This is a genomic window from Streptomyces canus (assembly GCF_030815415.1).
GTDB lineage: Bacteria > Actinomycetota > Actinomycetes > Streptomycetales > Streptomycetaceae > Streptomyces > Streptomyces canus_F.
On record NZ_JAUSWW010000001.1, the window covers coordinates 7,478,011 to 7,500,421 of the forward strand.

Annotated in this window: 19 protein-coding genes; 12 read left to right on the forward strand and 7 right to left on the reverse strand. The window is 71.4% G+C overall.

Annotation, left to right across the window (positions count from 1 at the left end; translation table 11 throughout):
• The first annotated feature begins 30 nt into the window (after positions 1-30).
• The 9 genes from QF037_RS34560 to lgt all read left to right on the forward strand — a co-directional run bounded on the left by QF037_RS34560 (position 31) and on the right by lgt (position 7,059).
• A complete protein-coding gene (locus tag QF037_RS34560; protein WP_307032063.1) occupies positions 31-663 on the forward strand; it encodes a TIGR02234 family membrane protein in 633 nt (210 codons plus the stop codon).
• 185 nt (positions 664-848) lie between these two features.
• Positions 849-1,085, forward strand: coding sequence for an HGxxPAAW family protein (locus QF037_RS34565; RefSeq protein ID WP_307032064.1), 237 nt, complete (start codon positions 849-851; stop codon positions 1,083-1,085).
• Between the two features lie 83 nt (positions 1,086-1,168).
• The gene (locus QF037_RS34570; protein ID WP_307032065.1) at positions 1,169-1,609 is read left to right on the forward strand and encodes a DUF2752 domain-containing protein; all 441 of its coding nucleotides are present in this window, start codon (positions 1,169-1,171) and stop codon (positions 1,607-1,609) included.
• A gap of 138 nt (positions 1,610-1,747) precedes the next feature.
• Entirely contained in the window at positions 1,748-2,557 is an 810-nt protein-coding gene (gene trpC, locus QF037_RS34575) for an indole-3-glycerol phosphate synthase TrpC (protein WP_307032066.1), read from the forward strand.
• 22 nt (positions 2,558-2,579) lie between these two features.
• Positions 2,580-2,783, forward strand: a complete 204-nt coding sequence (trpM, locus tag QF037_RS51095; RefSeq protein WP_373463854.1) for a tryptophan biosynthesis modulator TrpM — start codon at positions 2,580-2,582, stop codon at positions 2,781-2,783.
• Between the two features lie 74 nt (positions 2,784-2,857).
• Positions 2,858-4,141 (forward strand): tryptophan synthase subunit beta, encoded by a 1,284-nt coding sequence (gene trpB, locus QF037_RS34580; RefSeq protein WP_307032067.1) that lies wholly within the window; start codon positions 2,858-2,860, stop codon positions 4,139-4,141.
• Positions 4,138-4,956: a tryptophan synthase subunit alpha gene (gene trpA / locus QF037_RS34585; RefSeq protein WP_307032068.1), complete on the forward strand. Its 819-nt coding sequence runs from the start codon at positions 4,138-4,140 to the stop codon at positions 4,954-4,956. The genes trpB and trpA overlap by 4 nt, the downstream gene beginning before the upstream one ends.
• Before the next feature lie 109 nt (positions 4,957-5,065).
• Positions 5,066-5,839, forward strand: a complete 774-nt coding sequence (locus QF037_RS34590) for a DsbA family protein (protein ID WP_307032069.1) — start codon at positions 5,066-5,068, stop codon at positions 5,837-5,839.
• Positions 5,840-6,114: 275 nt separating this feature from the next.
• Positions 6,115-7,059, forward strand: a complete 945-nt coding sequence (gene lgt / locus QF037_RS34595; protein WP_307032070.1) for a prolipoprotein diacylglyceryl transferase — start codon at positions 6,115-6,117, stop codon at positions 7,057-7,059.
• A gap of 65 nt (positions 7,060-7,124) precedes the next feature.
• On the opposite strand, the gene QF037_RS34600 is transcribed toward lgt, so the two are convergent.
• The 7 genes from QF037_RS34600 to QF037_RS34630 are packed head-to-tail and all read right to left on the reverse strand — an operon-like array spanning position 7,125 to position 14,887.
• Positions 7,125-7,940, reverse strand: a complete 816-nt coding sequence (locus QF037_RS34600) for an HpcH/HpaI aldolase/citrate lyase family protein (RefSeq protein ID WP_307032071.1) — start codon at positions 7,938-7,940, stop codon at positions 7,125-7,127.
• On the reverse strand, positions 7,937-9,139 hold the full coding sequence (locus QF037_RS34605) for a CaiB/BaiF CoA transferase family protein (protein ID WP_307032072.1): 1,203 nt from the start codon (positions 9,137-9,139) through the stop codon (positions 7,937-7,939). The genes QF037_RS34600 and QF037_RS34605 overlap by 4 nt, the downstream gene beginning before the upstream one ends.
• The gene (gene rbsK / locus QF037_RS34610; protein WP_307032073.1) at positions 9,136-10,029 is read right to left on the reverse strand and encodes a ribokinase; all 894 of its coding nucleotides are present in this window, start codon (positions 10,027-10,029) and stop codon (positions 9,136-9,138) included. The genes QF037_RS34605 and rbsK overlap by 4 nt, the downstream gene beginning before the upstream one ends.
• On the reverse strand, positions 10,026-11,390 hold the full coding sequence (locus QF037_RS34615; RefSeq protein ID WP_307032074.1) for an ADP-ribosylglycohydrolase family protein: 1,365 nt from the start codon (positions 11,388-11,390) through the stop codon (positions 10,026-10,028). Before QF037_RS34615 ends, rbsK begins: the two co-directional genes overlap by 4 nt.
• Positions 11,378-12,544 (reverse strand): ADP-ribosylglycohydrolase family protein, encoded by a 1,167-nt coding sequence (locus QF037_RS34620; protein ID WP_307032075.1) that lies wholly within the window; start codon positions 12,542-12,544, stop codon positions 11,378-11,380. Before QF037_RS34620 ends, QF037_RS34615 begins: the two co-directional genes overlap by 13 nt.
• 7 nt (positions 12,545-12,551) lie before the next feature.
• Positions 12,552-13,811 carry an ADP-ribosylglycohydrolase family protein gene (locus QF037_RS34625; protein WP_307032076.1) on the reverse strand — a complete coding sequence of 420 codons (1,260 nt, stop codon included), beginning with the start codon at positions 13,809-13,811 and terminating at the stop codon, positions 12,552-12,554.
• Positions 13,808-14,887 carry an ADP-ribosylglycohydrolase family protein gene (locus tag QF037_RS34630; RefSeq protein ID WP_307032077.1) on the reverse strand — a complete coding sequence of 360 codons (1,080 nt, stop codon included), beginning with the start codon at positions 14,885-14,887 and terminating at the stop codon, positions 13,808-13,810. The genes QF037_RS34625 and QF037_RS34630 overlap by 4 nt, the downstream gene beginning before the upstream one ends.
• Before the next feature lie 270 nt (positions 14,888-15,157).
• On the opposite strand from QF037_RS34630, the gene QF037_RS34635 reads away from it, so the two are divergent.
• From QF037_RS34635 to QF037_RS34645, 3 genes are all read left to right on the forward strand, one after another.
• Positions 15,158-15,889: a VIT1/CCC1 transporter family protein gene (locus tag QF037_RS34635; RefSeq protein ID WP_307032078.1), complete on the forward strand. Its 732-nt coding sequence runs from the start codon at positions 15,158-15,160 to the stop codon at positions 15,887-15,889.
• A gap of 372 nt (positions 15,890-16,261) precedes the next feature.
• Positions 16,262-20,860 (forward strand): glutamate synthase large subunit, encoded by a 4,599-nt coding sequence (gene gltB / locus QF037_RS34640; protein WP_307032079.1) that lies wholly within the window; start codon positions 16,262-16,264, stop codon positions 20,858-20,860.
• Entirely contained in the window at positions 20,853-22,313 is a 1,461-nt protein-coding gene (locus QF037_RS34645) for a glutamate synthase subunit beta (protein ID WP_307032080.1), read from the forward strand. The genes gltB and QF037_RS34645 overlap by 8 nt, the downstream gene beginning before the upstream one ends.
• The last annotated feature ends 98 nt before the right edge of the window (positions 22,314-22,411 follow it).

Consider the following 22,411-nt stretch of genomic DNA (forward strand, 5'->3'; position numbering starts at 1 on the left):
TTCGCCCGGGGTTGGGGCGATAGTGGACTGGTGACTGCTGTTCCTCCCCCCCGTTCCGAAGCCGCCGGACCCGCCAGGGCCGGCCGGCTCAGCCTCGCCGTAGCCCTACTCTCCGGCGCGCTCGGCGCGGCCGTGGCGCTGCTCGCGACCCGTCAGCAGTGGTCGGAGGGCACCGCGACCGTCGCCGGCGGCGACTTCCCGCTCACCGCCAAGGGCAGCGACGTCACGGGCGTGCCCGCGGCCCTCGCCATAGTGGGCCTCGCCGCGCTCGTCGCCGTCTTCGCCGTCCGCAGGGCCGGCCGTTTCGCGGTCGCCGCGCTGCTCGCGCTCTCCGGCGCCGGGATCATCGCGGCGGCGCTCCTCGGTGTCGACGACGCGTCCGCGCTCGACGAGCAGGCCGCGAAGGCCTCCGGCGACGCGTCCGCGACGGTCGCCGCGCTGAGCCATACCGCCTGGCCGTATGTCGCCGCCGCCGGCGGGGCGTTGATTCTGCTGGCCGGGTTGCTCGCGCTGCGGTACGGGCGGCTGTGGCCCGCGATGTCCGGTCGCTACGAGCGCAGTGGTGGGCCGCGTCCGGTTCGCAGGCCGAAGGCGGCCGATCCTGACCGGCCCGAGGAGATGTGGAAGGCCCTGGACCGAGGGGAAGACCCCACCGGGGCGTAGCGGGGTTGACTTTCGGCTGCGCGCCGGTGGGGGCCGTCGCGCCCGCGCGGCGGAGCCGCATATTCGATGCAGCCCCGCGCCCCTTAGGTTGGTTGGACCACCCCCGATCACTTTGCGCGCGTGCGTGCGGAACAATGGCCCTGAGCGTCCGGCTCAGACACGTTTACAGCAACGAGGAGCAAGTCATGGCGGGCAGCAGCCACGGTCACACCCCGGCCGCCTGGACCGGTGTCACTATCGCCTTCATCGGTTTCTGCGTCGCGGGCGCCTTCATGGTGCTGGCCGAGCCGCTGGGATTCTGGGCGGGCATGGTGATCGTGGTCGCCGGCGGCATCATCGGCTGGATCATGAGCGCCATGGGTCTGGGCATGCCGAAGGACGCGCACAAGCCGCTCGTGACCTCGGCGCAGAGCGAGAGCTGATCGCCGTAGGGCAGTCACGTACGACGTCCCGAGGGGCGGCCCCGTGCCGCCCCTCACGCGTGTCCGGGCCCGGGCGAGGCACAATGCAAGGCGTGAACGCCGACAGCCACAGGGTGACGTCGTACGCGGCGAGGACGGGACGGCTGGCCGTGCCCGCGGGGGTCCTCGCGGCCGTCGCGGGGGCTTTCGCGTACGTCGCCGCCGTGGATCCCAACGAGCCGGGCCACTACCCCGTCTGTCCGCTGCTGCGCCTGACGGGCCTGTACTGCCCCGGCTGCGGGGGACTGCGCAGCGCGCACGCGTTCGTCCACGGGGACTTCCTGACCGCGCTCCAGGCCAACGCGCCCGCCGTGCTCGGCTATCTGGGCTTCGCCGTGCTGTGGACCGTCTGGGTGGTCCGTGCCGCGCGAGGGCGACCGCTGCGGCTCGATCTGCGGCCCGTGCACCTCTGGGTCGTCGGCGCATCGCTGCTGGTCTTCACGGTTGTCCGGAACCTGCCGTTCGGTGGCTGGCTGCACCCTTGATCAATTGGCGAACGTCCAGGTAGTGGGACCGGCGTCAACCGGATGCGAGGCCTACGCCTTCCTCCGGATACCATCGCAGTGACCACCTCTTTTCTCTGGTCGCTGGAACTGTCAACCGTCTGGAAGGGGGCCGCTCGCGTGAGTGTGCTCGACGAGATCATCGACGGAGTCCGTGCCGACCTCGCGGAGCGGCAGGCGCGCGTCAGCCTCGACGAGCTCAAGGAGCGCGCGGCGAAGGCTCCCGCGGCCAAGGACGGCGTGGCCGCACTGCGCGGCGACGGCGTCAAGGTCATCTGCGAGGTCAAGCGCTCCAGCCCCTCCAAGGGCGCGCTGGCCGCGATCGCCGACCCGGCCGGGCTCGCCGCGGACTACGAGGCGGGCGGCGCGGCCGTCATCTCCGTCCTCACCGAACAGCGCCGCTTCGGCGGCTCGCTGGACGACCTCGAGGCCGTCCGCGCGCGTGTGGACATCCCGGTCCTGCGCAAGGACTTCATCGTCACGTCGTACCAGCTGTGGGAGGCCCGCGCGTACGGCGCCGACCTGGCCCTGCTGATCGTGGCGGCCCTCGACCAGCCGGCCCTGGAGTCCCTCATCGAGCGCGCGGTGTCCATCGGACTCACCCCGATCGTCGAGGTCCACGACGAGGACGAGGTCGAGCGCGCGGTGGACGCCGGCGCCAAGGTCATCGGCGTCAACGCCCGCAACCTCAAGACCCTCGAGGTCGACCGCGGCACCTTCGAGCGCGTCGCCCCCGAGATCCCGGACCACATCGTCAAGATCGCCGAGTCCGGCGTCCGCGGCCCCCACGACCTCATCGCCTACGCCAACGCCGGCGCCGACGCGGTCCTGGTCGGCGAGTCCCTGGTCACCGGCAAGGACCCGAAGTCCGCGGTCTCGGACCTGGTCGCGGCGGGCGAACACCCGGCATTGCGGCACGGACGCAGCTGATCATTCGATAGGCTTGCCGACGATGACTCCGACCGCCTCTGCCGCTGCTACGGACCGCTACGCCCGCCTCGCGCGCGGCTGCCGTCCGCGCGGCTGCCGCGCCCCCGCACGCCGGGTGCACGGCCGCCGGGTGCGGTACGTGATCGGAGATGAGCCGGGGCAGGTAAACGGTATGCGATGGCAGCGCCCCGTCAGGGGCGCGGGGAACTGCGCGACCAGCCACTAACGGCCCGCAGTCGACTGACAACCCCACGCCCCACGGCGATCAGGTATTTCCCAAACTCACCGTGAGGTTTCCGCATGCCCAGCGAGTTCTTCATCCCCGACCCCGAGGGTCAAATCCCCAGCGCCGAAGGCTACTTCGGCGCGTTCGGCGGCAAGTTCATCCCGGAGGCCCTCGTCGCCGCCGTGGACGAGGTCGCCGTCGAGTACGACAAGGCCAAGCACGACCCCGAGTTCGCCCGCGAGCTCGACGACCTGCTGCTCAACTACACGGGCCGCCCGTCGTCGCTGACCGAGGTCCCCCGTTTCGCCGCGGAGGCGGGTGGCGCACGGATCTTCCTGAAGCGGGAAGACCTCAACCACACCGGCTCACACAAGATCAACAACGTGCTCGGCCAGGCCCTGCTCACCAAGCGCATGGGCAAGACCCGTGTCATCGCCGAGACCGGCGCCGGTCAGCACGGCGTGGCGACGGCGACGGCCTGCGCCCTGTTCGGCCTCGAGTGCACGATCTACATGGGTGAGATCGACACCCAGCGCCAGGCCCTCAACGTGGCCCGGATGCGCATGCTCGGCGCCGAGGTCATCGCCGTGAAGTCGGGATCGCGCACCCTCAAGGACGCGATCAACGAGGCGTTCCGCGACTGGGTCGCCAACGTCGACCGCACGCACTACCTCTTCGGCACGGTCGCGGGGCCGCACCCCTTCCCGGCCATGGTCCGTGACTTCCACCGGGTCATCGGCGTCGAGGCCCGCCGTCAGATCCTGGAGCGGGCCGGTCGGCTCCCCGACGCGGCCGTCGCCTGCGTCGGCGGCGGCTCCAACGCCATCGGACTCTTCCACGCCTTCATCCCGGACGCGGACGTACGCCTCATCGGCTGCGAGCCCGCCGGGCACGGCGTGGAGACCGGCGAGCACGCGGCGACCCTGACCGCGGGCGAGCCCGGCATCCTGCACGGTTCGCGCTCCTACGTCCTCCAGGACGAGGAGGGCCAGATCACCGAGCCGTACTCGATCTCGGCCGGTCTGGACTACCCGGGCATCGGCCCCGAGCACTCCTACCTCAAGGACAGCGGCCGCGGCGAGTACCGCGCGGTCACCGACGACGCGGCCATGCAGGCCCTGCGCCTGCTGTCGCGCACCGAGGGCATCATCCCGGCCATCGAGAGCGCCCACGCGCTGGCCGGCGCCCTGGAGGTCGGCAGGGAGCTGGGCAAGGACGGGCTGATCATCGTCAACCTGTCCGGCCGCGGCGACAAGGACATGGACACGGCCGCGCGCTACTTCGGCCTGTACGACACCGACGCCGAGGTCGCGGCGAACGCCGCCGACACCGCCGAGATCGAGGGGGACGCCAAGTGAGCGGGAACATCCAGCTGCTGACCGACACCCTCGCCGGTGCCAAGGCCGAGGGCCGCTCCGCCCTCATCGCCTACCTCCCGGCCGGGTTCCCGACCGTGGACGGCGGCATCGAGGCGGTCAAGGCCGCCTTCGACGGCGGTGCCGATGTCGTCGAGGTGGGTCTGCCGCACAGCGACCCCGTCCTCGACGGCCCGGTCATCCAGACCGCCGACGACATCGCCCTGCGCGGCGGCGTCAAGATCGCCGACGTCATGCGGACGGTGCGCGAGGCCTACGAGGCGACCGGGAAGCCGGTGCTCGTGATGACGTACTGGAACCCGATCGACCGCTACGGCGTCGAGCGCTTCACGGCCGAGCTCGCCGAGGCGGGCGGTGCCGGGTGCATCCTGCCCGACCTGCCCGTGCAGGAGTCGGCGCTGTGGAGGGAGCACGCGGAGAAGCACGGGCTCGCCACGGTCTTCGTGGTCGCGCCCAGCAGCAAGGACGCGCGGCTCGCCGAGATCACCGCGGCGGGCAGCGGGTTCGTGTACGCCGCCTCGCTCATGGGCGTCACCGGCACCCGTGCGTCGGTGGGCGCGCAGGCGCAGGAGCTGGTCGAGCGCACCCGTGCCACCGGCAGCGGCCTGGCCGTCTGTGTCGGGCTCGGGGTCTCCGACGCCGCGCAGGCCGCCGAGGTGGCCGGCTTCGCGGACGGGGTGATCGTCGGCTCGGCGTTCGTGAAGCGGATGCTGGACGCGCCGGACGACAAGGCCGGCGTCGAGGCCGTCCGCGAGCTCGCCGGTGAGCTGGCGAAGGGCGTACGCGGGCAGGCGTAGAACCGCTCGTGGATCCCGGCCGTGGTCGGGACATTTCGTACGGGTCACTCGAACGGGTGGACCTGGGACCGGGGAGGCGCGGTGCGCCTCCCCGGTTCGTTCTGCGGGTGTGAGCGAGAAGAACCGTGAGGGAAAGCGCACCGCCCGCGAGCGGCTGGCGGTCGAGCGAGAGAAGCAGAAGACCGCGGAGAAGCGACGGCGGACGCTGATCGTGGGTGCGAGCGTGGTCTGTGTCCTGGGCCTCGCGGCGGTGATCGGAGTGGTCGCCGCCAACGCGGGCAAGGACGACCCCGCCGACTCCGCGGACGGCCCGGTCGTGGCGCCCTCGGGGGCCAACGGCGACGACAACCTCGCCATTCCGGTCGGAAAGGCGAATGCCAGGTCCACGCTCACGATCTGGGAGGACTTCCGCTGCCCTGCCTGCAAGTCCTTCGAGGACGCCTACCGCTCGACGATCCATGAGCTGACGGGCTCCGGCGAGCTGAAGGTGCAGTACCACCTCGCGACGATCATCGACGGCAACATGGGCGGCTCCGGCTCCCGCAAGGCGGCCAACGCGGCGGCCTGCGCCCAGGACGCGGGCAAGTTCACCGCCTACCACGACGTGCTGTACGAGAACCAGCCGCAGGAGACCGACGACGCCTTCGCCAAGGACAGCAAGCTCATCGAGCTGGCGAAGAAGGTCGACGGCCTGGACACGACCACGTTCCGCACCTGTGTCGAGGACGGCACCCACGACACCTGGGTCACCAAGTCCGCGGCGGCCTTCAGCAAGGGCGGATTCTCCGGCACCCCGACCGTCCTCCTCGACGGCAAGAACATCTATCAGGACCAGACCATGACCCCGGCGAAGCTGAAGCAGCAGGTGCAGGAGGCGAACTAGGGCCTGCCCGGCGGATCAGGCCGGCTGCAAGGAACGGTGCAGGTCAGGCAACCCGAGCGGGGTCTGGTGCGTGCAGCTGCAAGGCGGAGGAGGGAGTCGACGCGGAGCGTCGGCGAGTGACGACAACGCGGCAGATGTGCGTGCCAGACCCCGCGACGCCGGCATGATCCGCCGGGCAGGCCCTAGGGGTAAGGGTCTTCCGGCCCTCCCGTTATGGACCCGTAGCCGGGCTGCCTGCCGTGGGCGGCGCCCGGCACGGTAGCGTCGGACCTGCCATGGAACTTGCCTACATTCCCAGCCCGTCGCACGGGGTTTACCACCTCGGCCCCATTCCGCTGCGCGGCTACGCGTTCTGCATCATCATCGGCGTCTTCGTCGCAGTCTGGCTCGGCAACAAGCGCTGGATCGCCCGGGGCGGACGGGTCGGCACGGTGGCCGACATCTCCGTCTGGGCCGTGCCCTTCGGTCTGCTCGGCGGCCGGCTCTACCACGTGATCACGGACTACGAGCTGTACTTCAGCGAGGGCCGCGACTGGGTGGACGCCTTCAAGATCTGGGAGGGCGGTCTCGGCATCTGGGGCGCGATCGCGCTCGGTGCCCTGGGCGCCTGGATCGGCTGCCGCCGCCGGGGCATCCCGCTGCCGGCCTACGCCGATGCCATCGCCCCCGCCATCGCCCTCGCCCAGGCGATCGGCCGCTGGGGCAACTGGTTCAACCAGGAGCTGTACGGGCGGGAGACGGACCTTCCGTGGGCCCTGCACATCACGTCCTCGACGGACGGCCGAGTGCCGGGTTACTACCACCCGACCTTCCTGTACGAGTCCCTGTGGTGCGTCGGCGTCGCCGTCCTGGTGATCTGGGCCGACCGCCGCTTCAAGCTCGGACACGGGCGGGCGTTCGCGCTGTACGTCGCCTCGTACTGCGTGGGCCGGTTCTGGATCGAGTACCTCCGCGTCGACGACGCCCACCACATCCTGGGTCTGCGCCTGAACAACTGGACCGCGCTGGTCGTGTTCCTGCTCGCGGTGGTCTACATCGTGGTGTCGGCGAAGAAGCGGCCGGGCCGGGAAGAGGTCGTGGAACCCGAGGCCGACGGTTCGGACGGTTCCGACGGAGAGACCGCGGCTGAGGAGAAGGCCGAGGACGCCGACTCCGCCGCGGCCGCGGAAGAGGCGAACGACGACGTCAAGGACGAGGCGGAGTCCGCGAAGAAGACCTGAGAATCCGTCGTACGACGGTGAGGGGCGCCCCAGGATCCTGGGGCGCCCCTCACCGTCGTACGGGATCAGATCCGGTGGGCCAGGGACAGGGTGCGTAGTGCCGTCGCCACCACCGCCGCGTCGATGAACCGGCCGTCGGGCAATGCCTGGGCGCCCCGTTCCACCGCGGCCGCCTTCACGACGGTTTCCGCCTGTTCGATCTCCCATGCCGTGGGGAGGTAGGCCTGCTCGATCACCGGGAGCTGGCGGGGGTGGATGGCGGCCCGGCCCAGGAAGCCCAGGGTGCGGCCGTGGGCGCAGGAGGCTGCCAGGCCCTCCAGGTCGCGGATGTCGGGGTGGACGGACTGGGGCGGGGGAGGCAGGGACGCCGCTCTGGCCGCCAGGATCACCCGGGAGCGGGACCAGTCGAGGCCCGGGTCGTCCCGTACGCCCAGGTCGGCCCGTAGGTCCGTCTCGCCCAGGGCGATGCCGCGCAGGGACGGGTGGGCGGCGGCGATCTCGTAGGCGCGCTCCACGCCGAGGGCTGTTTCGAGGAGGGCGTACAGGGCGCCGGCGGCGGGGGCCGTGTGTGCGGCGATGCGGGTGATCTGCTCCGGGGAGGTCACCTTGGGCAGCCGCAGGCCGGCCAGGCCGGGGAGGGCGGCCAGCGCTTTCAGGTCGGCGGCCGCGAGGGGACCGTCCAGGGCGTTGACCCGGACGTGGACGGGCAGCGGCTGCGGCTCGGCGAGGAGTTCCGCGGTGGCGTCACGGGCGTAGGCCTTGCGCTCGGGGGCCACCGCGTCCTCGAGGTCGATCACCACGACGTCGGCGCCGGCTGTCAGGGCCTTCGCCACCACAGGGGGACGGTCGCCCGGGACGTACAGCCAGGTGAGCGGTGTCATACCGCGCCCTCCTCCCGCAGCCTCGCCAACTCGCCCTCCGACAGGCCCAGTTCCGCCAGGACCTCCTGGGTGTCCGCGCCGTGCGGGCGGCCCGTCCAGCGGATCGCGCCGGGGGTGCCGGAGAGGCGGAAGAGGACGTTCTGCATACGGAGGGGGCCCAGCTCGGGGTCGGCGACGGTGGTGATGGTGTCCAGGGCCTCGTACTGGGGGTCCGTCATCACGTCCCGGACGTCCTGGATCGGGGCCACGGCCGCCTCCGCCTTCTCGAAGGCGGCCAGGACCTCCGTGCGGGTGCGCTCGGCGATCCAGCCGCCGACCGCCTCGTCGAGGACATCGGCGTGGCGGGCCCGGTCGGCGCCCGTGGCGAACCACGGCTCGGCGGTCAGGTCCTCGCGGCCCACCAGACGCAGCACGCGTTCCGCGACCGACTGGGCCGAGGTGGAGACGGCGACCCAACTGCCGTCCGCGGTGCGGTAGGTGTTGCGCGGGGCGTTGTTGGCGGAGCGGTTGCCGGAGCGTTCCTGGACGTAGCCCAGCTGGTCGTACCAGGTCGGCTGCGGGCCCAGGGCCATCAGGATCGGCTCGATGATCGCCATGTCCACGACCTGGCCCTCGCCCGTGCGCTCGCGGGCGGCGAGCGCCGTCATCACCGCGTACGCCGTCGCGAGGCCCGCGATGGAGTCGGCGAGGCCGAAGGGTGGGAGCGTCGGGGGTGCGTCCGGTTCGCCGGTGATCGCGGCGAAGCCGCTCATCGCCTCGGCGAGGGTGCCGAAGCCGGGGCGGTGGGCGTAGGGGCCGAACTGACCGAAGGCGGTCACGCGGGTGAGGATCAGACGGGGGTTGGCCGCGGAGAGTTCGTCCCAGCCCAGGTCCCACTTCTCCAGGGTGCCGGGGCGGAAGTTCTCGATGACGACGTCCGCGGTCGCGGCGAGGCGCATGAGGGTCGCCCGGCCGCCCGGCCTGGAGAGGTCCAGGGTGATCGTGCGCTTGTTGCGGCCGAGGACTTTCCACCACAGGCCGATGCCGTCCTTCGACGGGCCGTGGCCACGGGAGGGGTCGGGCTTGGAGGGGTGCTCGACCTTGATGACCTCCGCGCCGAAGTCGCCGAGCAGCGTGGCGGCGCCGGGGCCGGCGAAGAGGGTGGCGAGGTCGAGGACGCGGAGGCCGGTGAGGGGGGCGGTGCCCTGCGGGACCTTCATGCCGTGCACTGCTTGTCGATCTCGGGGCGATACGGCATCGACACCGAGGCACCCGCCCGCTGGACCGAGATGGCCGCCGCCGCGGCCGCCCACTTCAGGGCCTCGCGCATGGGCCGGCCCTCGCCGAGCGCCACCGCGAGGGCGCCGGCGAAGGTGTCGCCCGCGCCGGTCGAGTCCACGGCGGTGACCTGGGGGGCGGGGACGGTGAGGGGCTCGGCGTAGCGGGACACGTAGAGGCTGCCCGCGGAGCCCAGGGTGACGACCACCTCCGGTACCTCGTCGAGGAGGGCGATGGCCGCGGCGTGCGGGTCGGTGCGGCCGGTGAGGGTGGACGCCTCGTGCTCGTTGGGGATCAACAGGTCGGTGGCGGCGAGGAGTTCGATGGGCAGGGGCTGGGCGGGAGCCGGGGTGAGGATGGTACGGACGCGGTGGGCGCGGGCCGCCTCGGCGCCCGCGATGGCCGCGGCCAGCGGGATCTCCAGTTGGAGGAGCAGGGCGTCGGCGCTGGCGATGAGGCCGTCGTCGCCGGGGGCGAGGTGGTCGACCGTGCCGTTCGCGGCGGGGATCACGACGATCGCGTTGCCGCCCTCGTCGTCGACGACGATGTGGGCGGTGCCGGACGGGCCCTCGACGGTGCGGAGGTGGTCTGTGTCGACGCCGGAGTGTTCGAGGGTGGAGCGCAACTGGGTGCCGTAGGCGTCGTTGCCGACGGCACCGATCATCGAGACGGTGGCGCCCGCGCGGGCCGCGGCGATCGCCTGGTTGGCGCCCTTGCCGCCGGGGATCGTGCGGAACTCCCGTCCCGTCACGGTCTCTCCGCGCTGCGGGGCCTTCGCGACGTAGGCGACGAGGTCCATGTTCGTGCTGCCGAGTACGGCGATGTGCGTCATGGGCGGGAAGCCTCCAGGTGGGTGAGGTGGGCGAGGGCGTCGAAGCCGGTGCCGTCGAAGTCGGCGACCGAGGTGGCGAGGCGGTTCTTGAGAGGGGTGGTCCAGCGGTCGGGGAGTCGGTCGGGGGCGCCGGTGAGGAGGCCGGCGATGCTGCCCGCGGTGGCGCCGTTGGAGTCGGTGTCCCAACCGCCGCTCACCGCCCGGCAGATGGAGCCGGTGAAGTCGCCGTCGGCGTGGGTGAGGGCGGCGGCGATGAGGGCGGTGTTGGGGATGGCGTGGACCCAGTGGTGGGTGTCGGCGTAGGTGGCGTGGAGTTCGTCCACGACCTCGTCGAAGTCGTCGGTGTGCCGGGCCAGCCGGATCGCGTGGTGGACGGCCCGGGAGAGGCGGGAGGCCGGGGGGATCACGGTCAGGCCGGTGCGCAGGCAGGAGTGGATGTCGTGGCTGCCGGTGGACGCGGTGGCGATCGTGGCCGCCGTGAACATCGCCGCGTAGACGCCGTTGGCGGTGTGGGTGAGGGTGGCGTCCCGGTGGGCCTGTGCCGCCGCGGCTGCCGGGTCGCCGGGGTTGGTCCAGCCGTGGACGTCGGCTCGGATCAGGGCGCCGATCCATTCACGGAACGGGTTGCGGTGGCGGGCCGTGTGCGGGGGGTTCAGGCCGAGGAGGAGGTTGCGGTAGGCGATGCGTTCGGCGGTGAAGGTGCGGCCGGCGGGGAGTTCGTCCAGCCAGAGGCCGGCCACGTCCGTGGGGGTGAAGTCCCTGCCGTGGCGCTGGAGCAGGAGGAGGTTGAGGAGGGGGTAGTTGAGGTCGTCGTCCTCGGGCATGCCGTCGATGTTCTCGGCGAGCGAGGTGAGGGCCGAGCGGCGGTTCCAGGGGTGGGCCCGCAGGAGGTCGGAGGGGACTCCTCGGGCGGTGAAGTAGGTGTTCAGGGGCCAGTTGCCGGTGGACCTGGCCAGGTCGCGGATGGCTTCCAGGGGGAGCTTCTCGACGGGTTTGCCCAGAAGGCACCCGATGGCCCGTCCCAGCCAGGCGGCTTCGTAGCGGGAGCAGGGAACGAGGGGTACGGCGTCGGTGCCGGACGGCCAGTCGGGGCACAGTCGTCTGATCTTCGCCAGGTCCGTCGGTTCGTGGTCCTCCAGCCTGCTCGGCAGATCCGCGAGTTCGTCCAGCAGGTCCTTGGCCAGTTGCCGGAGATACCTGGACGGGGGCTCCGGGGAGGCGCCCGCCCGCAGCGGGGCCTCCTCGCCGCCCGCCGCCTTCCATCGCGCCGCGATCACCGAGGCCTCGCGGCCGTCCAGTGCCGCCTGGCGGAGTTCGTGGCCCAGGAGGTCCTCGGGCTGGACCCAGGTCAGTCGGAGCATCTCGGGCCTTCGATCGCGGTGAAGGCGGACTCGTGGGCGCGACGGCGGCGTACGTCCCGTTCGAAGATCTCCCGGGTCACCTCGGTGAGTGTGGTCGCCGGGTCCCAGAGGTCCAGGCGGCTGGCCTCCGCGACCTGCTTGGCCCAGTCGTCCGGGGGTGGTGAGCCGAGGGCGCCCGCGATCGCGCCCGCCATCGTCGCGGTCGAGTCGCAGTCGCGGCCGTAGTTCACCGCGCCCAGGACCGCGTGCCGGTAGTCGCCGCCGGCCACCAGCAACATGCCGAGTGCGACGGGGAGTTCCTCGATCGCGTGGAGGCGGGAGGGGCGGCGGGCGCCGAGGGAGGGGGCGCGGTAGTCGGGGCCCACCGTGTCGTACGGCGCGACCGCCTCCCTCAGCGGCTTCAGGGCCGACTCGACGTCCGTGTGGTCCTGGGCCGCCTCGCAGACCTTCAGGATCGCCGTCCGGGTGCCGTCCTTCGCCAGGGACAGACAGGCGGTCACGACCGACTCGGGGGTCGCGTCCGGGGCGCAGGCCGCCGCCACGGCCGCCGCGAAGACGCCCGCCGCCTCACGGCCGTACGACGACTGGTGGGCGCCCGCGATGTCCAGGGCCTCGGCGTAGGCGGTCCGTGGGTCGGCCGCGTTGACCAGGCCGACCGGGGCCATGTACATCGCGGCGCCGCAGTTGACGATGTTGCCCACGCCCGCCTCGCGGGGGTCGACATGGCCGTAGTGGAGGCGGGTCACCAGCCACTTCTCCGCCAGGAAGACGCGGTGGAGGGGGAGAGCCTCCTGTTCGAGCTCCGGGATCCAGCGCGGCGTTGTCATCAAGTCCGGGACCAGGTGGTCCGCGATCGCGTACGCGTCCAGGTGGTCGCGGACCTTGGCGTAGACCCTGACCAGGGCGTGCGTCATCAAGGTGTCGTCGGTGACGTGGCCGTCGCCCTTGTGGTACGGGGCGATCGGGCGGGCGGTGCGCCAGGCGTCGCCGCTCCAGGGACCGACGATGCCGTGGACGCGGCCGGCGTGCCGTTCGAGGATCTGGTCGGGGGAGTAGCCCTCCACCGGGCCGCCGAGGGCGTCGCCGACGGCCGCGCCCACGAGGGCGCCGGTGATCCGGTCCTCGAGGCTGGTTTCTGATTCTTTGGGCGTCATGCCCGAATCATCCTCCCGGTGTGGCCGGTTGCGTGGCTTCCAGGAGTTCGGCGAGTTCCACGAGGTCGGTGCCGGTGAGCCGGGGGAGGGCGCAGCCGGAGAGGGTGCGGCAGGCGTCCCGCCAGGTGGCGGGGATCGCTTGTCCACCGCCCAGTGCGCCGGTGAGGGCGCCGGTCAGGGCGGGGGCCGAGTCGGCGACCCGGGAGAGACAGGCCGCCGCCGGTACGGCTTCCGCGATCCGGCCGTCCGCCGCGGTGGCCAGGGCCAGGGCGACCGGGACCGTTTCGGCCGCGGCGATGCCGTAGCTGTAGACGTGGTCGACGATCTGGTGTTCCAGGAGGGGGATCAGGGCGAAGGCGCTCTCGGCGTCGTGGGCCAGCTTGAGGGCGTGGCGGGCGTTGCGGTCGATCTCGGTTCCCTCGGGGAGTTCGGTGAGGGCGGCCGCGGTGCAGGTGTGGATGTCGGCGCCGGTGAGGGCGAGGGAGAGGGCCGCGGCCATGGCTCTCGCGCCGTGCACGCCGTCGCCGTCCTGGGTGTAGCGGGCGTCGAACTCGGCCAGGTCCGCCGCGAGTCGGGGGTTGCCGGGGTGGGCCGCGGCGAGGACGCAGGCGCGGACGCAGGCCGCGTCGTCGAAGTAGTGGGGGTTGTCGTGGCCGGTGGCGGGCGGGCGCAGGCCGGTGGCGAGGTTGCCGAGGCCCGCTCTCACCGAGATGCGGGCGCGCAGGGGGAGGACGGCGGACTCGATCTCGGGGGCGCGGTTCGCCGCGGCGGCGACCTCGCTGGCGAGGGCGTTCCAGGTGAGGTCGATCGCGGCTCTCGCGCGGCGTTCTCGGCTGAGGTCGCCCAGGGCGGTGTCGTCGCCGGCGCGGAGCAGGGCCTCCGCGGTGAAAGCCGCCCATTCCGCGTCGTCCGATGGGCCCAGGCGGAGGGGCTCGGGGGGCTGGTTCAGGGCGATGGGGACGGGGAGGGTCGTCGTCGCGTTCTGTTCGGCGAAGGTGTCGAGTTCGCGGGTCAGGCGGCGGGTCCAGTCCGGCATGCGGGCGGCGCGGTGCCTGGCGGCGGGCCAGCCGGCGGCGTCGCCTGCGGCGAGCCCGAGGAGGAGGCCTTCGATACGCCGGTCCTGGGCTACGCCTTCGGCGCGGATGTTCCCGCCCGCACCACCCGTGCAGCTTTCGTGGCCGGGTCCGGGTGGCCCTTGCGGGGCTTGCTCGCCGTCGGCGGCTGCGGCTGTGCTTGTTCCTTCTCCCCATGGTCCCGGTGGTCTCATTCCGCCACCTCCGCCGCCAGCGTGAACGCCGTCGGGTCCGGGGGCGGCCAGGGGGTCTCGGGTGCGGGAGCGGCTCGTCGTACCGCCTCCGTCAGCCGGTCCGCCACGTCCAGTACGTGATGGCCTGCCATCGCCGGGAGGCAGCTGCCCCTCGCCGGGCCGATCGCCGCGGCCCAGTCCGCCGGGATCGCGGACGCGCCGTTCGTCGCGCCTGCCAGGGCCCCGGCCACCGCTGCCGTCGTGTCGGCGTCCCTGCCCATGTTCACGGCGGTCAGGACCGCGTCCACGAAGTCGCCGTCGGCTGCCGCGTACGCGCCGAAGGCCAGGGCGACCGCCTCGGGGGCCAGGTCGGTCCAGGGGTAGCCGCCGATCACCACGGCTGAGCGGACCGCGCGTTCGCCTCGGTGGGCGACCGCCACCGCACGGCGCAGCGATCTCGCCGTCCAGGAGTCGTCCGGGACCACCGCCAGCGCCGAGGCCACCACCGCGATCGTGGGGGCGCCCGCCATCGCCGCCGCGACGCCCGCCGCGACCGCCTGGCCGCCGTAGATGCCCTCGCCGTCGTGGCTCACCGAGCCGTCGATCGCCACCAGCCGTGCCGCCTCGGCCGGGCGCCCCGCCGCGAAGACGCCGAAGGGGGCCGCCCTCATGGCCAGGCCGTCGCTCCAGGCGTGGCGGTGCTGGGCCGAGATGGGCGCAGCCAGCCCTCTGCGGAGGTTCTCCAGGGTGCCGCGTTCGCTGAAACCGGCGCCCCGGAACGGGCCCTCCTCCCGGTCCGCGATCCACTCGTGCCACGCCGCCTCCACATGGGACGGCGTCAGCGCCGAGCCGTGGCGGGCCAGGAGCAGCCCCGAGAAGATCGCGTACTCCGTGTCGTCCGTGCCCGCCGGATTCTCGGCCACGTATCCCGTGATGCGGCCCCAGCGGGCCCGGATCTCCGAGGGCTTCATGTTCTCCGCAGGCGCGCCCAGGGCGTCGCCCACGGCCAGGCCCAGCAGTGCGCCGCGGGCCCGCTCGCGGAGTCCGGCGGCGTCCCCGGGTGCCGGGACCGAGGGAATGCAGGCGATGGATGCCATACGCGGCCTCTCCTACGGAGGCTCCGCACAGGGCGCGGGGCCTTTGCGGATGTGTCCCACCGGCACACGTCACCAGAGCATCAGGGGATCCAGCGTCACCCGGTCGACATCTGAGCGGACTGCCGATCGTATGCGCATTCGACGGTAAACCCGCAGGTTAGCCCAGCCTTTCCTTGCTGGCGGGCGGGAATTTCAGCGTCTAGAGTCTGGTTGTCGATAATTAGAATCAGTCCAAACTTAGCTTTGGCTCAGCTTCCTGGGGGATCCCGCATGGCCATCATCGAGACCGAGGCGCCACTGCACGAGGCGCACCGTGACAACCACACGCACCGGGATGTGAACGGGGGGTGGCTGCGGCCCGCCGTCTTCGGGGCGATGGACGGGCTCGTCTCGAACCTCGCCCTCATGACCGGTGTCGCCGGCGGAGCCGTCGGGCAGCAGGCCATCGTGCTGACGGGCCTTGCCGGGCTCGCCGCCGGCGCCTTCTCCATGGCCGCCGGTGAGTACACCTCCGTCGCCTCGCAGCGCGAGCTCGTCGAGGCCGAGCTGGATGTCGAGCGGCGCGAGCTCCGCAAGCATCCGCAGGACGAAGAGGCCGAGCTCGCGGCCCTCTACGAGGCCCGGGGTGTCGAGCCCCGGCTCGCCCGCGAGGTGGCCAGGCAGTTGTCGCGGGACCCCGAGCAGGCCCTGGAGATACACGCGCGCGAGGAGCTCGGGATCGATCCCGGGGATCTGCCGTCCCCGCTCGTCGCCGCCGTGTCCTCGTTCGCCGCGTTCGCGCTGGGAGCCCTGCTTCCCGTACTGCCTTATCTGCTGGGTGCCACCACGCTGTGGCCCGCTCTGCTGCTCGCGCTGGCCGGGCTCTTCGCCTGTGGTGCCGTGGTGGCCAAGGTGACCGCGCGGAGCTGGTGGTTCAGCGGACTGCGGCAGCTCGCGCTCGGTGGTGCCGCGGCCGGTGTGACGTGCGCCCTGGGCAGTGTCTTCGGAACGGCCGTAGGATAGGCCGACTGGAACTTATGCGTTGGGCCGCATAAGTAGCCGTTACTCACTGGTTTCGAATGCTTAACCACTGGGCATGAGCCGTAAGCGCTGTGGGCAATGACGCCTGCCGCGCACCCGCGAGGTGGGCGACGTCGCTCCCCCCGCCCCCTGGGCCGATGGACACCGATCTGTCCTGTTCGGTCCCACATACTTCGAGCCACGTCCGCGACACCCGCTTCGCGACCTCCGTGGCGTCCGCATGTTGGAACGGGGTATCCGGTTCCCGAGATCCGCTCCATCATGTAACCTGCACGAAATTTTGCGCACACGCAGAGGGCCAACGTCGTCCCTCGGCACGCAGATATGCCACTTGAGACGACGACGGGAGAGCCGATGCGTACGCCGCGCCAGCCGTCCCAGCACTCCGCGAATGGCCAGAAGTGGTCCTTCATGGATGCTCGCCCTGCTGCGCAGGGTATGTACGACCCCCGCAACGAAAAGGACGCCTGTGGCGTCGGTTTCGTGGCCACCCTCACCGGCGAGGCGAGCCATGCGCTGGTCGAGCAGGCGCTGACCGTTCTGCGCAACCTGGAGCACCGCGGTGCCACCGGCTCCGAGCCCGACTCGGGTGACGGCGCGGGCATCCTGACCCAGGTCCCGGACGCGTTCTTCCGCGAGGTGGCCGAGTTCGAGCTGCCCGAGGCCGGTGCGTACGCCGTCGGTATCGCCTTCCTGCCGGAGGACGGCACCGAGGACGCCACCGCGCAGATCGACGCCATCGCCGCCGAAGAGGGCCTCACCGTCCTCGGCTGGCGTGAGGTTCCCGTCGCGCCCGGACTCCTCGGCGCCACCGCGCGTTCGACGATGCCCGCCTTCCGCGAGCTCTTCGTCGCCGACGGCACCAGCACCGGCATCGACCTCGACCGCAAGGCGTTCGTGCTGCGCAAGCGCGCCGAGCGCGAGGTCGACGTCTACTTCCCCTCGCTCTCCGCGCGCACGATCGTCTACAAGGGCATGCTGACCACCGGCCAGCTCGAGCCCTTCTTCCCGGACCTGTCCGACCGCCGCTTCGCCTCGGCCATCGCGCTCGTCCACTCGCGCTTCTCCACGAACACCTTCCCGTCGTGGCCGCTCGCGCACCCCTACCGCTTCGTCGCGCACAACGGTGAGATCAACACCGTCAAGGGCAACCGCAACTGGATGGTCGCCCGCGAGTCGCAGCTCGTCTCCGACCTGTTCGGCAACGACGACAAGGCCCTCGAGCGCGTCTTCCCGGTGTGTACGCCGGACGCCTCCGACTCGGCGTCCTTCGACGAGGTGCTCGAACTGCTCCACCTCGGTGGGCGTTCGCTGCCGCACTCCGTGCTGATGATGATCCCGGAGGCGTGGGAGAACCACGACTCCATGGACCCGGCCCGGCGCGCGTTCTACCAGTTCCACGCCACGATGATGGAGCCGTGGGACGGCCCGGCCTGTGTCACCTTCACCGACGGCGTCCAGGTCGGCGCGGTGCTCGACCGCAACGGTCTGCGCCCCGGCCGCTACTGGGTCACCGACGACGGCCTCGTCGTCCTCGGCTCCGAGGTCGGCGTCCTCGACATCGACCCCGCCAAGGTCGTCCGCAAGGGCCGCCTCCAGCCCGGCAGGATGTTCCTCGTCGACACCGCCGAGCACCGCATCATCGAGGACGACGAGATCAAGGCGCAGCTCGCCGCCGAGGCCCCCTACGCGGAGTGGCTGGAGGCCGGCGAAATCGAGCTCTCCGACCTGCCCGAGCGCGAGCACATCGTGCACACCCACGCCTCGGTCACCCGCCGCCAGCAGACCTTCGGCTACACCGAGGAAGAGCTGCGCATCATCATCGCGCCGATGGCCAAGACCGCCGGCGAGCCGCTCGGTTCGATGGGTACGGACTCGCCGATCGCCGCGCTGAGCGAGCGTCCGCGTCTCCTCTTCGACTACTTCACCCAGCTGTTCGCGCAGGTCACCAACCCGCCGCTGGACGCCATCCGCGAGGAGCTCGTCACCTCGCTGCGTTCCTCGCTGGGCCCGCAGGGCAACCTGCTGGAGCCGACCGCCGCGTCCTGCCGGACCGTCACCCTGCCCTTCCCGGTCATCGACAACGACGAGCTGGCCAAGCTCATACACATCAACGCCGACGGCGACATGCCCGGCATGAAGGCCGCTACGCTCTCCGGCCTCTACCGGGTCTCCGGCGGCGGTGACTCCCTCGCCGCACGCATCGACGAGATCTGCGCCGAGGCCGACGCCGCCATCGACAACGGCGCCCGGCTGATCGTCCTGTCGGACCGGCACTCCGACGCCGAGCACGCGCCGATCCCGTCGCTGCTGCTCACCGCGGCCGTCCACCATCACCTCATCCGCACCAAGCAGCGCACCGAGGTGGGTCTGCTGGTCGAGGCCGGTGACGTCCGCGAGGTCCACCACGTCGCCCTGCTGATCGGCTTCGGCGCCGCGGCCGTGAACCCGTACCTGGCGATGGAGTCCGTCGAGGACCTCGTCCGCGCCGGCACCTTCCTCTCCGACATCGAGCCCGAGCAGGCCATCCGCAACCTGATCTACGCGCTGGGCAAGGGCGTTCTGAAGGTCATGTCCAAGATGGGCATCTCGACCGTCGCCTCCTACCGCGGCGCCCAGGTCTTCGAGGCCGTCGGTCTCGACTCGGCCTTCGTCGAGAAGTACTTCAACGGCACGGCCACCAAGATCGGCGGCGTCGGCATCGACGTCATCGCCAAGGAGGTCGCCGCCCGGCACGCCAAGGCGTACCCGGCGTCCGGCATCGCGCCGGCCCACCGCGCCCTGGACATAGGCGGCGAGTACCAGTGGCGCCGCGAGGGCGAGCCGCACCTGTTCGACCCGGAGACGGTCTTCCGCCTCCAGCACTCGACGCGCACCAACCGCTACGACATCTTCAAGAAGTACACGGACCGCGTGAACGAGCAGTCCGAGCGGCTGATGACGCTCCGCGGCCTGTTCGGCTTCAAGTCGGACCGCCAGCCGATCTCCGTCGACGAGGTCGAGCCGGTCTCCGAGATCGTCAAGCGCTTCTCCACCGGCGCCATGTCGTACGGCTCCATCTCCAAGGAGGCGCACGAGACCCTCGCCATCGCCATGAACCAGCTGGGCGGCAAGTCCAACACCGGTGAGGGCGGCGAGGACGCGGACCGGCTGTACGACCCGGCGCGGCGGTCCAGCATCAAGCAGGTCGCCTCCGGCCGCTTCGGTGTGACCTCCGAGTACCTGGTCAACGCGGACGACATCCAGATCAAGATGGCCCAGGGCGCCAAGCCCGGTGAGGGCGGTCAGCTGCCCGGTCACAAGGTCTACCCGTGGGTCGCCAAGACGCGTCACTCGACGCCGGGCGTGGGCCTCATCTCCCCGCCGCCGCACCACGACATCTACTCCATCGAGGACCTGGCCCAGCTGATCCACGACCTGAAGAACGCGAACCCGCAGGCGCGGATCCACGTGAAGCTGGTCTCCGAGGTCGGTGTCGGCACGGTCGCGGCGGGTGTGTCCAAGGCCCATGCGGACGTCGTGCTCATCTCGGGTCACGACGGTGGCACCGGTGCCTCCCCGCTGACCTCCCTGAAGCACGCGGGCGGTCCCTGGGAGCTCGGTCTCGCCGAGACCCAGCAGACCCTGCTGCTCAACGGACTGCGCGACCGCATCGTCGTCCAGACCGACGGCCAGCTCAAGACCGGCCGTGACGTCGTCATCGCCGCGCTGCTCGGTGCCGAGGAGTTCGGTTTCGCGACCGCGCCGCTCGTCGTTTCCGGCTGCGTCATGATGCGCGTCTGCCACCTGGACACCTGCCCGGTCGGCATCGCCACCCAGAACCCGACGCTCCGCGACCGGTTCACGGGCAAGGCCGAGTACGTCGTGAACTTCTTCCAGTTCATCGCCGAAGAGGTCCGCGAGATCCTCGCCGAGCTGGGCTTCCGCTCCATCGAGGAAGCCGTCGGCCACGCCGAGACCCTCGACGTGGAGCGGGCCGTCAACCACTGGAAGGCGCAGGGCCTGGACCTGTCCCCGCTCTTCTACGTGCCCGAACTGCCCGAGGGCACCCCGCTGCACCAGGTCATCGAGCAGGACCACGGCCTGGAGAAGGCGCTCGACAACGAGCTCATCAAGCTCGCCGCCGACGCCTTGGCCGCGTCCAGCGCCACCGACGCCCAGCCGGTGCGCGCCCAGGTCGCGATCCGCAACATCAACCGCACGGTCGGCACCATGCTCGGCCACGAGGTGACGAAGAAGTTCGGCGGTGCGGGCCTGCCCGAGGACACCATCGACATCACCTTCACCGGGTCCGCGGGCCAGTCCTTCGGCGCCTTCCTGCCGCGCGGTGTCACGCTGCGCCTGGAGGGCGACGCCAACGACTACGTCGGCAAGGGCCTCTCCGGTGGCCGGGTCGTCGTCCGTCCCGACCGGGGCGCCGACCACCTCGCCGAGTTCTCGACGATCGCGGGCAACACCATCGCCTACGGCGCGACCGGCGGCGAGCTGTTCCTGCGCGGTCGTACCGGTGAGCGCTTCTGCGTCCGCAACTCCGGTGCGCTGGTGGTCTCGGAGGGCGTGGGCGACCACGGCTGCGAGTACATGACCGGCGGCCACGCGGTGGTCCTGGGCGAGACGGGCCGTAACTTCGCGGCCGGTATGTCCGGCGGGATCGCGTACGTCATCGACCTGGACCGCGACAACGTCAACGCCGGCAACGTGAACGCCGTCGAAGCGCTGGACGAGGCCGACAAGCAGTGGCTGCACGACGTGGTGCGCCGCCACGCCGAGGAGACGGGCTCCACGGTCGCCGAGAAGCTGCTCGTCGACTGGGACACCTCCGTGGAGCGCTTCAGCAAGATCATCCCCAGCACGTACAAGGCAGTGCTCGCCGCCAAGGCCGCCGCCGAGCAGGCCGGTCTCTCCGAGACCGAGATCACCGAGAAGATGATGGAGGCGGCGATCAATGGCTGACCCGAAGGGCTTCCTGAACCACGGGCGCGAGGTCGCCAAGTCCCGCCCCGTCGACGTACGTCTGAAGGACTGGAACGAGGTCTACGTCCCCGGCTCCCTGCTGCCGATCATCAGCAAGCAGGCCAGCCGCTGCATGGACTGCGGTATCCCGTTCTGTCACAACGGCTGTCCGCTCGGGAACCTCATCCCCGAGTGGAACGACTTCGCCTACCGCGAGGACTGGTCCGCCGCCTCGGAGCGTCTGCACGCGACCAACAACTTCCCGGAGTTCACCGGTCGCCTGTGCCCGGCTCCCTGCGAGTCGGCGTGTGTGCTCGGCATCAACCAGCCGGCCGTGACCATCAAGAACGTCGAGGTCTCGATCATCGACAAGGCGTGGGACAGCGGTGACGTCGAGCCGCAGGCCCCGGAGCGGCTGTCGGGCAAGACCGTCGCGGTCATCGGCTCGGGCCCCGCGGGCCTGGCCGCCGCCCAGCAGCTCACGCGGGCCGGCCACACCGTCGCCGTCTACGAGCGCGCCGACCGCGTCGGCGGCCTGCTGCGCTACGGCATCCCCGAGTTCAAGATGGAGAAGCGGCACATCAACCGCCGCATCGAGCAGATGCGCGCGGAGGGCACCCGCTTCCGTACCGGTATCGAGATCGGCCGCGACCTCAAGGCGACCGACCTGCGCAAGCGGTACGACGCCGTCGTCATCGCCGCCGGTGCGACGACCGCCCGTGACCTCCCGGTCCCCGGCCGCGAGCTCAAGGGCGTCCACCAGGCGATGGAGTACCTGCCGCTGGCCAACAAGGTGCAGGAGGGCGACTTCGTGGCGCCTCCCATCACCGCCGAGGGCAAGCACGTCGTGGTCATCGGCGGTGGCGACACCGGCGCCGACTGCGTGGGCACCGCCCACCGCCAGGGCGCGGCCTCCGTCACGCAGCTGGAGATCATGCCCCGCCCCGGCGAGGACCGGGCGCCGAACCAGCCCTGGCCGACCTTCCCGATGCTCTACAAGGTCACGTCCGCGCACGAGGAGGGCGGCGAGCGGGTCTACTCCGTCTCCACCACCCACTTCGAGGGCGACGAGGACGGCAACGTCCAGTGGCTGCACCTCAGCGAGGTCGAGTTCATCGACGGCAAGCTGACCTCGAAGCCGGGCACGGAGCGCAAGATCCCCGCCCAGTTGGTCACGCTCGCGATGGGCTTCACCGGCACCGACCGGGAGAACGGTCTGGTCGAGCAGTTCGGCCTGGAGCTCGACGAGCGCGGCAACATCGCCCGCGACGCCGACTTCCAGACCAACGTCCCCGGCGTGTACGTCGCCGGTGACGCGGGCCGCGGCCAGTCCCTCATCGTGTGGGCGATCGCGGAGGGCCGCTCGGCCGCCCGCGGTGTCGACCGCTTCCTGACCGGCGCCAGCGAACTGCCGGCCCCGATCCGTCCGACGGACCGCTCCCTGATGGTCTGACGGTTCGTCAAAAGGCCTTGACCGGCCTCGGAGAACGTCCCGTACAAAGGCGTACGGAACACTGACGGCGCCTGCCTTCCCAGTCCCCGACCGGACGG